General features: G+C 70.8%; 12 protein-coding genes. 10 read left to right on the top strand and 2 right to left on the bottom strand.

Going from position 1 to position 12,968, the window contains the following annotated elements; all coding sequences use genetic code 11:
• Nucleotides 1-96 precede the first annotated feature (96 nt).
• The 4 genes from ACIGXP_RS28730 to ilvD all read left to right on the top strand — a co-directional run bounded on the left by ACIGXP_RS28730 (nt 97) and on the right by ilvD (nt 4,609).
• On the top strand, nt 97-1,029 hold the full coding sequence (locus ACIGXP_RS28730) for a Ppx/GppA family phosphatase (RefSeq protein ID WP_399773114.1): 933 nt from the start codon (nt 97-99) through the stop codon (nt 1,027-1,029).
• Between the two features lie 116 nt (nt 1,030-1,145).
• The gene (locus ACIGXP_RS28725) at nt 1,146-1,958 is read left to right on the top strand and encodes a sugar phosphate isomerase/epimerase (protein WP_363216643.1); all 813 of its coding nucleotides are present in this window, start codon (nt 1,146-1,148) and stop codon (nt 1,956-1,958) included.
• 14 nt (nt 1,959-1,972) lie between these two features.
• Entirely contained in the window at nt 1,973-2,596 is a 624-nt protein-coding gene (locus tag ACIGXP_RS28720; RefSeq protein ID WP_363216644.1) for a TetR family transcriptional regulator, read from the top strand.
• A 159-nt stretch (nt 2,597-2,755) separates the two neighbouring features.
• Nucleotides 2,756-4,609 carry a dihydroxy-acid dehydratase gene (gene ilvD, locus ACIGXP_RS28715; protein ID WP_399773110.1) on the top strand — a complete coding sequence of 618 codons (1,854 nt, stop codon included), beginning with the start codon at nt 2,756-2,758 and terminating at the stop codon, nt 4,607-4,609.
• Between the two features lie 52 nt (nt 4,610-4,661).
• Here the strand turns inward: ilvD and ACIGXP_RS28710 are convergent, their stop codons facing one another.
• The gene (locus ACIGXP_RS28710) at nt 4,662-6,752 is read right to left on the bottom strand and encodes a serine/threonine-protein kinase (protein ID WP_399773108.1); all 2,091 of its coding nucleotides are present in this window, start codon (nt 6,750-6,752) and stop codon (nt 4,662-4,664) included.
• A 183-nt stretch (nt 6,753-6,935) separates the two neighbouring features.
• Between ACIGXP_RS28710 and ACIGXP_RS28705 the strand changes: the two genes are divergently transcribed.
• The 6 genes from ACIGXP_RS28705 to proC all read left to right on the top strand — a co-directional run bounded on the left by ACIGXP_RS28705 (nt 6,936) and on the right by proC (nt 11,293).
• Nucleotides 6,936-7,253 carry an SH3 domain-containing protein gene (locus tag ACIGXP_RS28705; protein WP_363216647.1) on the top strand — a complete coding sequence of 106 codons (318 nt, stop codon included), beginning with the start codon at nt 6,936-6,938 and terminating at the stop codon, nt 7,251-7,253.
• 43 nt (nt 7,254-7,296) lie between these two features.
• Nucleotides 7,297-7,821 carry an EamA/RhaT family transporter gene (locus ACIGXP_RS28700; protein ID WP_399773105.1) on the top strand — a complete coding sequence of 175 codons (525 nt, stop codon included), beginning with the start codon at nt 7,297-7,299 and terminating at the stop codon, nt 7,819-7,821.
• Between the two features lie 83 nt (nt 7,822-7,904).
• Entirely contained in the window at nt 7,905-8,693 is a 789-nt protein-coding gene (locus ACIGXP_RS28695) for a class I SAM-dependent methyltransferase (protein ID WP_399773102.1), read from the top strand.
• Between the two features lie 147 nt (nt 8,694-8,840).
• On the top strand, nt 8,841-9,626 hold the full coding sequence (locus tag ACIGXP_RS28690; RefSeq protein ID WP_399773099.1) for an ABC transporter ATP-binding protein: 786 nt from the start codon (nt 8,841-8,843) through the stop codon (nt 9,624-9,626).
• Nucleotides 9,623-10,396, top strand: coding sequence for an ABC transporter permease (locus ACIGXP_RS28685; protein ID WP_363216651.1), 774 nt, complete (start codon nt 9,623-9,625; stop codon nt 10,394-10,396). The genes ACIGXP_RS28690 and ACIGXP_RS28685 overlap by 4 nt, the downstream gene beginning before the upstream one ends.
• Nucleotides 10,397-10,480: 84 nt before the next feature.
• Nucleotides 10,481-11,293 carry a pyrroline-5-carboxylate reductase gene (proC, locus tag ACIGXP_RS28680; protein WP_363216652.1) on the top strand — a complete coding sequence of 271 codons (813 nt, stop codon included), beginning with the start codon at nt 10,481-10,483 and terminating at the stop codon, nt 11,291-11,293.
• 75 nt (nt 11,294-11,368) lie between these two features.
• Here the strand turns inward: proC and trpS are convergent, their stop codons facing one another.
• Nucleotides 11,369-12,397, bottom strand: a complete 1,029-nt coding sequence (trpS, locus tag ACIGXP_RS28675; RefSeq protein ID WP_399773095.1) for a tryptophan--tRNA ligase — start codon at nt 12,395-12,397, stop codon at nt 11,369-11,371.
• Nucleotides 12,398-12,968 lie beyond the last annotated feature (571 nt).

Here is a 12,968-nt window from a genome sequence, read left to right as displayed (position 1 = left end):
TCTTCGCCTTTTTCGTCTTTGGCACGCGTCCAGAGTAAGTGGCCGAGGCCCGCACCGGGGACCGTGGACGGACAATCTGGCAGTAGCGTTCCGTACATGAGACTCGGTGTCCTGGACGTGGGTTCGAACACGGTGCATCTGCTGGTGGTGGACGCCCACCCCGGCGCGCGCCCGCTGCCCGCGCATTCGCACAAGGCCGAACTTCGGCTCGCCCAGCTCCTCGACGACAGCGGTGCCATCGGCGACGACGGCATCCACAAGCTGATAGACGTCGTGCAGGACGCGCTGCAGGCCGCCGAGGACAAGGGTGTCGAGGACCTTGTGCCGTTCGCGACCTCCGCCGTCCGGGAGGCGAGCAACGCCGACGACGTCCTCGCGCGTGTGGCCGACGAGACCGGCGTACGACTCCAGGTCCTCAGCGGCGAGGAGGAGGCGCGCCTGACCTTCCTCGCGGTCCGCCGCTGGTTCGGCTGGTCCGCCGGAAAACTCCTGGTCCTGGACATCGGCGGCGGCTCCCTGGAGATCGCCTACGGCATGGACGAGGAGCCGGACACCGCCGTCTCCCTGCCGCTCGGCGCCGGCCGGCTCACCGCGGGCTGGCTGCCCGGCGACCCGCCCGCCCCCGACGCCGTACGCGCCCTGCGCCGCCACGTCCGTACGGAGATCGCCCGCACGGTCGGCGAATTCAGCCGCTTCGGTGCCCCCGACCACGTCGTCGCCACGTCGAAGACCTTCAAGCAGCTCGCCCGCATCGCCGGCGCCGCCCGCAGCGCCGAGGGCCTCTACGTCCAGCGCGAACTCAAGCGCGAGTCCCTGGAGGCCTGGGTCCCGCGGCTGGCGGGCATGACGGAGGAGCAGCGCGGGGAGCTCCCGGGCGTCTCGGAGGGCAGGGCAGGCCAGCTGCTGGCGGGCGCCCTGGTCGCCGAGGGCGCGATGGACCTGTTCGGTGTGGAGAGCCTGGAGATCTGTCCGTGGGCCCTGCGCGAGGGCGTGATCCTGCGGCGCCTCGATCACATGGGGTCCGATTAGTGCCCCGAGGGCACATGCGTGAGCAACGACGCTGCCGCATCCGCCCGAATGGCAAAGCTCACAACGGCGAACAGGCACCCCGCACCCGCACGGCCGAACCCCGTAAGGTGACGGACGTGGCTGAACCAAGGGACGTCTCCGTCGCCCTGTCGACGGCCTCCGTATACCCGGAGTCCACGGCGACCGCCTTCGAGATCGCCGCGCGCCTCGGGTACGACGGCGTCGAGGTCATGGTGTGGACCGACCCCGTCAGCCAGGACATCGAGGCGCTGCGCCGCCTGTCGGACTACCACGGCATCCCGATCCTGGCCGTCCACGCCCCCTGCCTGCTGATCACCCAGCGGGTCTGGTCGACGGACCCCTGGGTCAAGCTGCAGCGGGCCCGGGCGGCCGCCGAGAAGCTGGGTGCCTCGACCGTCGTCGTCCACCCGCCCTTCCGCTGGCAGCGCCAGTACGCGCGCGACTTCGTCGACGGGATCTGGCGGATGGCGAACGAGACGGACGTGCGCTTCGCCGTCGAGAACATGTACCCGTGGCGCTACCGCGACCGCGAGATGCTCGCCTACGCCCCCGACTGGGACGTCACCAACCACGACTACCGGCACTTCACGATCGACCTCAGCCACACGGCGACGGCCCGCACGAACGCCCTGGACATGATCGACCGCATGGGCGACCGCCTGGGGCACGTGCACCTCGCCGACGGCCGGGGCTCGGCCAAGGACGAGCACCTGGTGCCCGGCCGCGGTACCCAGCCCTGCGCCGAACTGCTGGAGCGACTGACGCTGTCCGGTTTCGACGGCCATGTCGTCATCGAGGTCAACACCCGGCGGGCGATGTCCAGCGCCGAGCGCGAGGTCGACCTCGCCGAGGCCCTGGCCTTCACCCGCAAGCACCTGGCGTCGGCGGCAAGGATGCCCCGCCGATGAACGGGACTCCGGCCATGAGCGGGACGCCTGCCACCGGTGAGCCGGTGGTCCGCAGAAGGGGCCGCCCTCCGCGCGCCGAGTCCGCCGACACCCGTGACCGCATCCTCGCCGCGGCCCGCGAGGAGTTCTCCGAGCGCGGTTACGAGAAGACGTCCGTACGCGGGATCGCCAAGGCCGCCGGGGTCGACTCGGCGCTCGTCCACCACTACTTCGGCACCAAGGAGCAGGTGTTCGAGGCGGCCATCGAGGTCGCCTTCGCACCCGCGCTGAACGCGCCGGACGCGGTGGCCGACGGTCCCCTGGAGGGGGTGGGGGAGCGGCTGACCCGTTTCGTCTTCGGCGTCTGGGACAACCCGACGACCCGTACGCCGCTCCTCGCGATCCTCCGGTCCGCCGTGAACAACGAGACCGCCGCCGCCGTCTTCCGCCGCCTCGTCGCCGCCCAGCTGCTGCGCCGTATCTCCGCCCAGGTGGACCTGCCGGACCCGGAGCTGCGGGCCGAGCTGGCGGCCGCGCAGCTGGTGGGCACGGCGATGATGCGCTACGTGATCAAGCTGGAGCCGCTGGCGTCCGCGGACCTGGAGCAGATCATCGCCCGGGTCGCCCCCGTCGTTCAGGGGCATCTGACGCAACCCTGAGCGTGCATCCCGAGGGTCCGGCACCGCTGCCCGTACCCGGCGATCCGTGGGACACGTGTCCCGCATTCCGGACAACCGTGTCCAGCGTTTGGAGCACCGGCGTACGCTCGGAGACAGTCAGAACTCTCTGGCAGTAGGTCTTCGAAGGAGCGAGCGACGATGCCCGAGCTGAGGTCCCGCACAGTCACCCACGGCCGCAACATGGCGGGCGCCCGCGCCCTGATGCGCGCCTCCGGTGTACCCGGTGCGGACATCGGCCGGAAGCCGATCATCGCGGTCGCGAACTCCTTCACCGAATTCGTGCCGGGCCACACCCATCTGCAGCCGGTCGGCCGGATCGTCAGCGAGGCGATCAAGGAGGCGGGCGGCATCCCGCGCGAGTTCAACACGATCGCCGTGGACGACGGCATCGCGATGGGCCACGGCGGCATGCTGTACTCCCTGCCCTCCCGCGACCTGATCGCGGACTCGGTGGAGTACATGGTCGAGGCGCACTGCGCCGACGCCCTGGTCTGCATCTCCAACTGCGACAAGATCACCCCCGGCATGCTGCTGGCGGCCCTGCGCCTCAACATCCCCACGGTGTTCGTCTCCGGCGGCCCCATGGAGGCCGGCCGCGCCACCCTGGTCGACGGTACGGTCCGCACGCTCGACCTGGTCGACGCGATCTCCGACGCCGTCAACGACAAGATCTCCGACGAGGACATCCTCCGTATCGAGGAGAACGCCTGTCCGACCTGCGGCAGCTGTTCCGGCATGTTCACGGCCAACTCCATGAACTGCCTGACCGAGGCGATCGGCCTGTCCCTGCCCGGCAACGGCTCCGTCCTCGCCACTCACACCGCGCGCAAGCAGCTCTACGTCGACGCGGCCCGCACGGTCATGGACCTCACCCGCCGCTACTACGAGCAGGACGACGAGTCGGTCCTCCCGCTCAACATCGCCACCTTCCAGGCCTTCGAGAACGCCATGGCCCTGGACATCGCGATGGGCGGCTCCACCAACACGATCCTGCACCTGCTGGCCGCCGCCCAGGAGGCGGGCGTCCCCTTCGGACTGGAGCAGATCGACGCCGTCTCGCGCCGCGTCCCGTGCCTGGCGAAGGTCGCCCCGAACGTGGCGAAGAACCGCACGTACTACATGGAGGACGTGCACCGCGCCGGCGGCATCCCCGCCCTCCTCGGCGAACTGCACCGCGCGGGCCTGCTCAACGAGGACGTCCACGCCGTCCACAGCCCGTCCCTGGACGACTGGCTGAAGACCTGGGACGTCCGCGGCGGCTCCCCGTCCCCCGAGGCGGTCGAGCTGTGGCACGCCGCCCCCGGCTGCGTCCGCTCCGCCGAGGCCTTCTCGCAGTCCGAGCGCTGGGAGGCGCTGGACGAGGACGCGGAGGGCGGCTGCATCCGCAGCGTCGAGCACGCCTACTCCAAGGACGGCGGCCTGGCCGTCCTGAAGGGCAACCTGGCGGTCGACGGCTGTGTGGTCAAGACGGCCGGCGTCGACGAGTCGATCTGGACCTTCGAGGGCCCCGCGGTCGTCTGCGAGTCGCAGGAGGAGGCCGTCCAGCGGATCCTCACCCAGGAGGTCAAGGACGGCGACGTCGTCGTCATCCGCTACGAGGGCCCCAAGGGCGGCCCCGGCATGCAGGAGATGCTCTACCCGACCTCGTACCTGAAGGGCCGCGGCCTCGGCAAGAGCTGCGCGCTGATCACCGACGGCCGCTTCTCCGGCGGCACCTCCGGCCTCTCCATCGGCCACGCCTCCCCGGAGGCGGCCTCAGGCGGTACCATCGCCCTGGTCCGGGACGGCGACCGCATCCGCATCGACATCCCGAACCGCACGATCGAGCTGCTGGTGGACGAGGCGGAACTGGCCCGCCGCGAGCAGGCCCTGAACGGCGTCTACGCCCCCAAGAACCGCGAACGCAAGGTCTCCGCCGCCCTCCGTGCCTACGCTGCGATGGCGACGAGCGCGGACAAGGGCGCCGTGCGCGACGTGACCAAGCTGGGCTGATCCGGCACAGCAGCGAAGGGGCCGCCTCCGCCGGGGGCGGCCCCTTCGCACGTCACCAGCCGGACGGATCGCGCGCGGCCACGGCGAAGACGGTTCCGTCGGGGGCGGCGGCGTAGACGTGGCCGCCGGCGATCAGAGGTGCCGGCAGATCGGCGTTGACCTTGTCCGCGTGGGCGCCGAGTCGCGGCGGGGTCTGTCCCCTGAGACGTCCGTCGCGTGCGTCGACGGCCAGCAGGCGTCCGTCGGCCGCGGTGAAGTAGACGTGCTCACCGTCGCCGACCGGGGCCGAGCCGCGGCTGACGGACGTCTCGACCTGCCACAGCCGTTTGCCGGCGGCCAGGTCCACCGCTTCCAGTGAGCCGCCCGCCGACAGCAGGTAGACCGTGTCACCGTGCGTGGTGGCCTGAGGGGACAGGCGCGGGACCGGCAGCGCCACCCAGCGGGACGTCTTCGAGGCCGGCGTGTAGCGGACCACGGCGCTCGCCCCGGAAGCCTTGTCGAAGGAGAGGAAGATCAGGGACCGGCCCTGGCTGCCGACGGGTTTCAGCACCCCTTGCAGCGAGGCCGTCCAGCGCACGGCGCCGGTGCCGGGATTCACCGCGGTGACGCGGGTGTGCGTCCCTTCCTCGGAGGTGGCGGTCGCGTATGCCAGCGGGTCCCCGGCGAACGAGTCGACGGCCGGCGTGCCGTAGCCGGCGAGCCGCCGGTTCCACTTCGTGCGGCCCGAACGGCCGTCCACACCCGTGAGCGTTCCGTCGGCACGGGTGAGCAGCGTCGTGCCACCGGCATACCGGACCGTTGTGCCCTGGGGGAGAGGCCGCTTCCACACTTCGTTGCCGGAGCGCAGGTCGAACGCCGTCAGCAGTGAGCCGCCGTTCGTGCACAGCTGCACAAGAGAACCGGAGACGACCGGCGGTTCGCCGATGCGCTTGGCGGCGATCGCGTGGCGCCACAACGGCCGTCCGTCAGCAGGGGAGAGGGCGAAGACCGCGCCGGGCTGTGCACACCACAACGTCCTGTCCTGGTACGAACACTGAGGCATTCCCGCCTTCCCGGGCGCCGGCTTGGCCTTCCAGGATCTGAGCACGGCGGCCGTGGCGGACGGTTCCGGGCCGGCCGGAGCGGGGTCGTCGCTTCCCGTCAGGCGCACGGAGGCAAGCGCGGCGATCACGACGAGCCCGAGCGCCCCGGCGCCCACGGCCACCCTCCTTCCGATCCGCCTCCCGCCCGATGGCGCGGGCTGCTCGGCTGGTGGCTTCGGAGCCGGTCCGTCGCCCGACCGCTGTGCCGGTATGAAGGCCTGCGTGTCGTAGGAGGCCGCCACCGACCGCAGTTCCCGCATGAGCTCATCGGGAGTCGGCCGGTCCTCCGGCTCCTTGGCGAGGCACCGCCGCACCAGCGGAGCGAGGCTTTCCGGTACGCCGGTGAGGTCCGGCTCGTCATGCACGACCTGGTAGGCCACGACGTATGGGCTGTCGGAGTCGAAGGGCCCCCGCCCGGTCGCCGCGTGCACCATCACGGACCCGAGCGCGAAGATGTCGGCGGCGGGCCCCACTTCACGCGGCCGCCGGAACTGCTCGGGGGCCATGAAAGGCGGCGTGCCGATCAGCTTGCCGGTCTCTGTGCGCAGTTCGCTGTCCTTCGGCCGGGAGATGCCGAAGTCGATGACCTTCGGCCCGTCCTCGGCGAGCAGCACGTTGCTCGGTTTCAGGTCCCGGTGCACGACCCCGACCCGGTGGATGTCGCGCAGCGCCTCGGCGAGCCCCGCCATCAGCCGGCGCAACTGATCCGGCTGCATCGACCCGTTCCGCTTGACCTCGTCGGAAAGGGTCGGACCCGGTATGAACAGCGTGGCCATCCAAGGCCGTCCGGCATCCGGATCGGCATCGACGACGGGCGCGGTGAAGGCCCCGCTCACCTTGCGGGCGGCGGCCACCTCCTGCCGGAAACGGCCCCTGAACTCGGGATCCTTGGCGAACTCGGCATGTACGACCTTCACCGCGAGCTTCATCCCCGAGGTGCTGCGGGCCAGGTGGACGACACCCATGCCACCTGATCCCAGGCGGGACTCCAGGCGGTAGTGACCGGCGTACTCGGGAAGTTCCGCTTCCGCGCCCGCTCCGGCGTTCCTGCGTGGCGTCATGCGACCACCCCCGTGCTGTTCGACCGCGCGCGCGACGCACGGAGCCTAGTCGATGACTCGTGCGGGACAGAGGCGGCTTGCTAGCCTGCGCGCGCGAGTTGCGCACACGTGTTTCGCGGCTCGTCTCCGGGGAACGAGCGGCGCTCCATGGCTGGCATGGGGCCCAAGGGGGAAAGGTTTCACATGTCTGTTGACCGTGCCGAAGAGGCCGCGACCGGTACTGAGCGCGAGGCCATGACGGCCGAGGCAGCCATTCGCACGTACGCGGTCGCTCCCGGCGTCCGCCTGAACGTCCGCAACGGCCCCGGCACCAGCTACGGCATCGTGCGTGTCCTGCCCGAGGGGACCCGGGTCCCGGTCTTCTGCCAGACGCCGGGGACGAACGTGAGCGGTCCGTACGGGACGTCGAACATCTGGGACAACATCGACAACGGCGAGTACGTGTCCGACGCCTACGTCCAGACCGGCAGCGACGGCTACATCGCGTCGCGCTGCGCCTGACCCCACCGGGGGCCCGCCCCCCGCCCGGCGCCATAATCGTTCCGTGAGCGACGAAACCGGCACCCCGGGCACCCCGGCGGGCTCCCCAGAGGGCACGGCCCCGAGCGGCGGCCCGCGCCCCGAGCCTCTCCGCTTCTTCGGGACCACCTGGGTGAACCACGACAACGGCTACGCGGCCCGCCGCGCCGGCGTCGCCGTCGGCTCGCTCGCCACGGCCGTCGTCTCCTGCCTGGTCCTCCGCTTCGCCTACGAGGGCATCCGGCTCGCCGACACCGGCTCCTTCGTGACCGTGCTGATCACCGTCATGTTCGCGATCTGCAGCGCGCTCGCCTTCCGCAACACCTGGGAGGGCTTCGGCACGCGGCACGACCCGCAGCGCCAGGCGTCCCTGCGCGGCCTGCTCGCCATCGGCTTCGTCGGCTCCCTCCTCGCCTACTTCTTCCGCTCCCTCATCGAGGCGCCCGGCGAGAAGCTGCACCGCGACGAGTACGCGAAGGCCCGCGAGGAGTACCAGCGCCGCACCTTGCGGCGTACCGGCAGCCCGTCGAAGAAGAAGCGCCGCCGCTGACGCCTGCGCCGGCCGGTCCGGGGCCCGGCCGAGTTCCTGCGTCATGGAGGCCAAGTGCCCGAAGCGGTGGTGTTCTTGTCGGTATGATCACCACACCACCGCCCGCATCCACACCCTCGTCCACGGACCGCGCCCACTCCTTCAACTCCGCTGCCGCGCAGTACGCCGCGAACCGCCCCTCCTACCCGCCCGCCCTCTTCGACGCCGTCGAGGAGCTGGCCGGCCGGTCTCTGTCGGGTGCCAGGGTCGTGGACGTCGGCGCCGGTACCGGGATCGCGACCGCCCTTCTGCATGACCGCGGTGCCGACGTGCTCGCCGTCGAACCCGGCGAGGGCATGGCCGCCGAGTTCCGCCGCGGGCTGCCGCATCTCCCGATCGTCCGGGGCAACGGCAACGCCCTCCCCCTCGCCGACGCACACGCCGACTTCGTCACCTACGCCCAGGCCTGGCACTGGACCGACACCGCCCGTTCGGTGCCGGAGGCGCTGCGCGTACTGCGGCCGGGCGGCGCGCTGGCGCTGTGGTGGAACGGTGACGCGCTGGACGTCGAGTGGGTCGCCGAGGCCGCCGCCCGCATCGGCGGCTTCTTCGGCGTGGACATGATCGCCAAGCAGCGGGACGGCAGCCGCCCGGAACTGGCCGACCCGAGCGGCCGCCTCCGCTTCAGCCGCCGGGTGGTCCGCTGGAGCCGCCGCGTCACGATCGACACCCACCTCGCCAACATCGGCAGCCACTCGGCGTTCCTCCTCACGCCCGCCGACCGCAGGACCGCCTTCCTCGAACAGGAGCGCGCCCACCTGCTGAAGGTCTTCCCGGACGGCATCGTCGAGGAGACCTACGACGTGCTCCTCCTCGTGGCCACCAAGCCCTGACCCAGGGCTGCCGCACGGACAGGACAGCGGCGGTCGGGCGCAGACGGCATCCAGCCGCCACCCCGGCCGCCGCTTTTCCTTGCACTGCCCGCGCTTTCCCTGCCGCCGCCCTTGACGCCAGGACCTTCCGGCCCAATTATTCATCGCATGATGAATTATGCCGTCCAGGCCGACGACCTCACTGTCGTCCGCGGCTCCCGCACCGTCCTGCACCATCTCCGCTTCACCGTGCCCCGCGGCCAGATCACCGGCCTGCTCGGCCCCTCCGGCTGCGGCAAATCCACCCTCATGCGCTCCGTCGTCGGCACCCAGGCCAAGGCCACCGGCACCCTGAACGTCCTCGGTCACCCGGCCGGCCACCCCACCCTGCGCAGCCGCATCGGCTATGTCACCCAGGCCCCCTCCGTGTACGACGACCTGACCGTCCGCCAGAACCTCGAGTACTTCGCCGCGGTCCTCGACCCCGGCCGCGCAGCCGCCGACCGCCGCCACGAACACGTCACCCGCGCCATCGCCGACGTCGACCTCACCAGCCATGCCGACGCCCTCGCCGGAAACCTCTCCGGCGGCCAGCGAGGGCGGGTCTCCCTGGCCGTGGCCCTGCTCGGCACGCCCGAACTGCTCGTCCTGGACGAACCCACCGTCGGCCTCGACCCCGTCCTGCGCCGCGACCTGTGGACCCTCTTCCACGACATCGCCGCCACCCGCGGCGCCACCCTCCTCATCTCCTCCCACGTCATGGACGAGGCCGAGCGCTGCCACCGCCTCCTCCTCATGCGCGAGGGCGAGATCCTCGCCGACGACACCCCCGACGCCCTGCGCACCCGCACCGGCACCGACACCGTCGAGGCCGCATTCCTCCACCTCGTCGACGAAGCCGCAGCCGCACACCGCACCCAGCACACGCCCCACGCCCAGGAGACGACCCGATGAGTACGACCGCCCCCACCGCCCCCACCGGCGCGCTCAGCACCTCACGCACCGCCGCCACCGCCGCCCGGGTCCTGCGCCAGCTCCGGCACGACCCGCGCACCATCGCCCTGATGCTCCTCATCCCGTGCCTGATGCTGATCCTGCTGCGCTACGTCTTCGACGCCAGCCCCCGCACCTTCGACAACATCGGCGCCTCCCTGCTCGGCGTCTTCCCGCTGATCACGATGTTCCTGGTCACCTCCATCGCCACCCTGCGCGAACGCACCTCCGGCACCCTCGAACGCCTCCTCGCCATGCCCCTCGGCAAGGCCGACCTCATCGCCGGCTACGCCCTCGCCTTCGGCGCCCTCGCCGTCGTCCAGTCCGCCCTCGCCACCGGACTCGCCGTGTGGCTGCTCGGCCTCGACGTCACCGGCTCACCCTGGCTGCTCCTCCTCGTAGCCCTCCTCGACGCCCTGCTCGGCACGGCCCTCGGCCTCTTCGTCTCGGCCTTCGCGGCCTCGGAATTCCAGGCGGTCCAGTTCATGCCCGCGGTGATCTTTCCCCAGCTCCTCCTGTGCGGCCTGTTCACTCCCCGGTCCGACATGCACCCCGCGCTCACCGCCATCTCCGACGTCCTGCCGATGTCGTACGCCGTCGACGGCATGAACCAGGTCCTGCACCACACCGACATGACGACCACCTTCGTGCGGGACGTCCTGATCGTGGCGGGTTGCGCGGTCCTGGTGCTGGGGCTGGGAGCGGCGACCCTGCGACGCCGGACGGCGTGAGCCCGAAGCGGCCGCTCCCCGGCCCGCGTCCGCCCACCGGACAACCGAACCGCACCCCTCCTCGCCGGTGCCAGACTGAACACCATGAGCCAGAAAGTCGCAGTCCTCGGCACCGGCAAGATCGGCGAAGCCCTGCTCAGCGGAATGATCAGGGCCGGCTGGGCCCCCGCCGACCTCCTGGTCACCGCCCGCCGCCCCGAACGCGCCGAAGAACTCCGCACCCGCTACGGAGTCACCCCGGTCAGCAACACCGAGGCCGCCAAGACCGCCGACACCCTCATCCTCACGGTCAAGCCGCAGGACATGGGCACCCTCCTGGACGAGCTGGCCCCGCACGTCCCCGCCGACCGCCTGGTCATCAGCGGCGCCGCCGGTATCCCCACCTCCTTCTTCGAGGAGCGCCTGGCCGCAGGCACCCCGGTCGTCCGCGTCATGACGAACACCCCGGCTCTCGTCGACGAGGCCATGTCGGTCATCTCCGCCGGCAGCCACGCCACCGAGCAGCACCTCGCCCACGCCGAGGAGATCTTCGGCGGCGTCGGCAAGACCCTCCGCGTCCCCGAGAGTCAGCAGGACGCCTGCACCGCCCTGTCCGGCTCCGGACCCGCGTACTTCTTCTATCTGGTCGAGGCCATGACCGACGCCGGCATCCTGCTGGGCCTGCCCCGCGACAAGGCCCACGACCTCATCGTCCAGTCCGCCATCGGCGCCGCCGTGATGCTCCGCGACAGCGGTGAACACCCCGTCAAGCTCCGCGAGAACGTCACCTCCCCGGCCGGCACCACCATCAACGCCATCCGTGAACTGGAGAACCACGGCGTACGAGCCGCCCTCATCGCCGCCCTCGAAGCCGCCCGCGACCGCAGCCGCGAACTCGCCTCCGGCAAGAAGGACTGACCCGGCGCCGGGGCGAGCGCTCGACGCAACCCGCCCGCCCCGCTCGTCCCGGCCCTGACCGCCCTGTCGACCGCCCTATCGACCGGTCGTGCTCAACGCCGTCTCGAACGCCGGCGGCAACAACCCGATCGCCCGGTACGCCGCATCGACGGTCGGCCGAGCCATCGCCCTCGCCTTCTGCGCACCATCCCGCAGCACCCCCTCCACAAAGGCAGGATCCGCGCACAGCTCCCTGTGCCTGGCCTGCACGGGCCTGAGAACCTCCACCACGGCCTCCGCGGTGTCCTTCTTCAAGGCACCGTACGAGTCGTAAACGCCTGCCAGTGACTCAGGGTTCCCGTCCGTGCACGCAGCGAGAATCTCCAGCAGGTTCGCGATCCCCGGCCGCCCCTCCCGGTCGTACTCCACATCCCGCCCGCTGTCGGTGACCGCCCGCATGACCTTCTTCCGCACCACGTCCGGCTCGTCGAGCAGATAGACGACCCCCAGACCCGAGTCGTCCGACTTCCCCATCTTCGACGCCGGCTTCTGCAGATTCATCACCCGCGCCGCGACCCCCGGGCGCGCCGCCTCCGGCACCACGAAGGTGCGCCCGTACCGCTGGTTGAACCGCACCGCCACATCCCGCGCCAGCTCGACATGCTGCACCTGGTCGTCCCCGACCGGCACCTCGTCCGCCCCGTACGCCAGGATGTCCGCCGCCATCAGCACCGGGTACGTCAGCAGAGACAGCCGCACGCTCCCGCCGCGCTCCCGCTCCCGTGCGGCCTTCTCCTTGTACTGGATCATCCGCCGCATCTCACCGTCGGTCGCCACGCACTCCAGCAGGTACGACAGCCGCGTGTGCTCGTCGACATGGCTCTGCAGGAACACGGTGCACACCTCGGGATCGAGCCCGGCCGCCAGCATCAACGTCGCCGTCTGCCGACTGAGCCTGCGCACCCGCGCCGGATCGTGCTCCACGGTCAGCGCGTGCAGATCCACGACGCAGAACACCGCGTCGGCCCGGTGCTGGTCCGTCTCCACCCAGCGCCGCATGGCTCCCAGGTAGTTGCCCAGCGTCAGGTGCCCGGTCGGCTGGATTCCGCTGAAGACCCGCGTCATCTCCACTCCACCTCCTGCTCGAAGCCGCCGCTCCTGCGGCCGGCCCCCGGAGTCCTGGAGGGGAAACAAGAACGGCCGCCGAGGCGGCGGCCGTTGGATGCATACGTGCGTACGGCCGCCGTCAGGCGGCCCACCAAAGCTGGGTACACGTACGCGTGGTCATGTCGACCAGGCTACGCCCTGCGAGTGGTCCCCGGGCAGGAGTTGACACGCCCCACGCCGGTACGTAGTGTTCTCCGGGTTGTCCGACGTGAGCGCCGACTCCGGTCGGTCCCCGGACAGCCATTCCGCAAGTACCAGCCACTCTTCGACGCTTCGGCGCCGACTGCTTTGGCGTGCGTATTTGCGAAATGAGGAATCCGCGTTCGAAAGAACGCAGCCCCCGATTAGCTCGGGAGCGCGGAATCCGCTAAAGTCTCACTCGTCGGAACGGCCCAACGGCCGGGAAGACAAACCCGCTGACTGGGAGTCAGACACCGAAAGGATCTGATAGAGTCGGAACCGCCGGAAAGGGAAACGCGAGAGCGGGAACCTGGAAAGCACCGAGGAAATCGGATCGAGAAAAGATCTG

Source organism: Streptomyces sp. NPDC053069, from assembly GCF_044546895.1.
GTDB lineage: Bacteria > Actinomycetota > Actinomycetes > Streptomycetales > Streptomycetaceae > Streptomyces.
This window is presented reverse-complemented; position numbering and strand designations above follow the sequence as displayed.

Coding starts and splice junctions, on each gene's coding strand:
- ACIGXP_RS28705 (WP_363216647.1), top strand. CDS start 6,936: ATGTCTGTTGACCGTGCCGAAGAGGCCGCGACCGGTACTGAGCGCGAG.
- proC (WP_363216652.1), top strand. CDS start 10,481: ATGAGCCAGAAAGTCGCAGTCCTCGGCACCGGCAAGATCGGCGAAGCC.
- ACIGXP_RS28710 (WP_399773108.1), bottom strand. CDS start 6,752: ATGACGCCACGCAGGAACGCCGGAGCGGGCGCGGAAGCGGAACTTCCC.
- ACIGXP_RS28690 (WP_399773099.1), top strand. CDS start 8,841: ATGATGAATTATGCCGTCCAGGCCGACGACCTCACTGTCGTCCGCGGC.
- ACIGXP_RS28695 (WP_399773102.1), top strand. CDS start 7,905: ATGATCACCACACCACCGCCCGCATCCACACCCTCGTCCACGGACCGC.
- trpS (WP_399773095.1), bottom strand. CDS start 12,397: ATGACGCGGGTCTTCAGCGGAATCCAGCCGACCGGGCACCTGACGCTG.
- ilvD (WP_399773110.1), top strand. CDS start 2,756: ATGCCCGAGCTGAGGTCCCGCACAGTCACCCACGGCCGCAACATGGCG.
- ACIGXP_RS28685 (WP_363216651.1), top strand. CDS start 9,623: ATGAGTACGACCGCCCCCACCGCCCCCACCGGCGCGCTCAGCACCTCA.
- ACIGXP_RS28720 (WP_363216644.1), top strand. CDS start 1,973: ATGAGCGGGACGCCTGCCACCGGTGAGCCGGTGGTCCGCAGAAGGGGC.
- ACIGXP_RS28730 (WP_399773114.1), top strand. CDS start 97: ATGAGACTCGGTGTCCTGGACGTGGGTTCGAACACGGTGCATCTGCTG.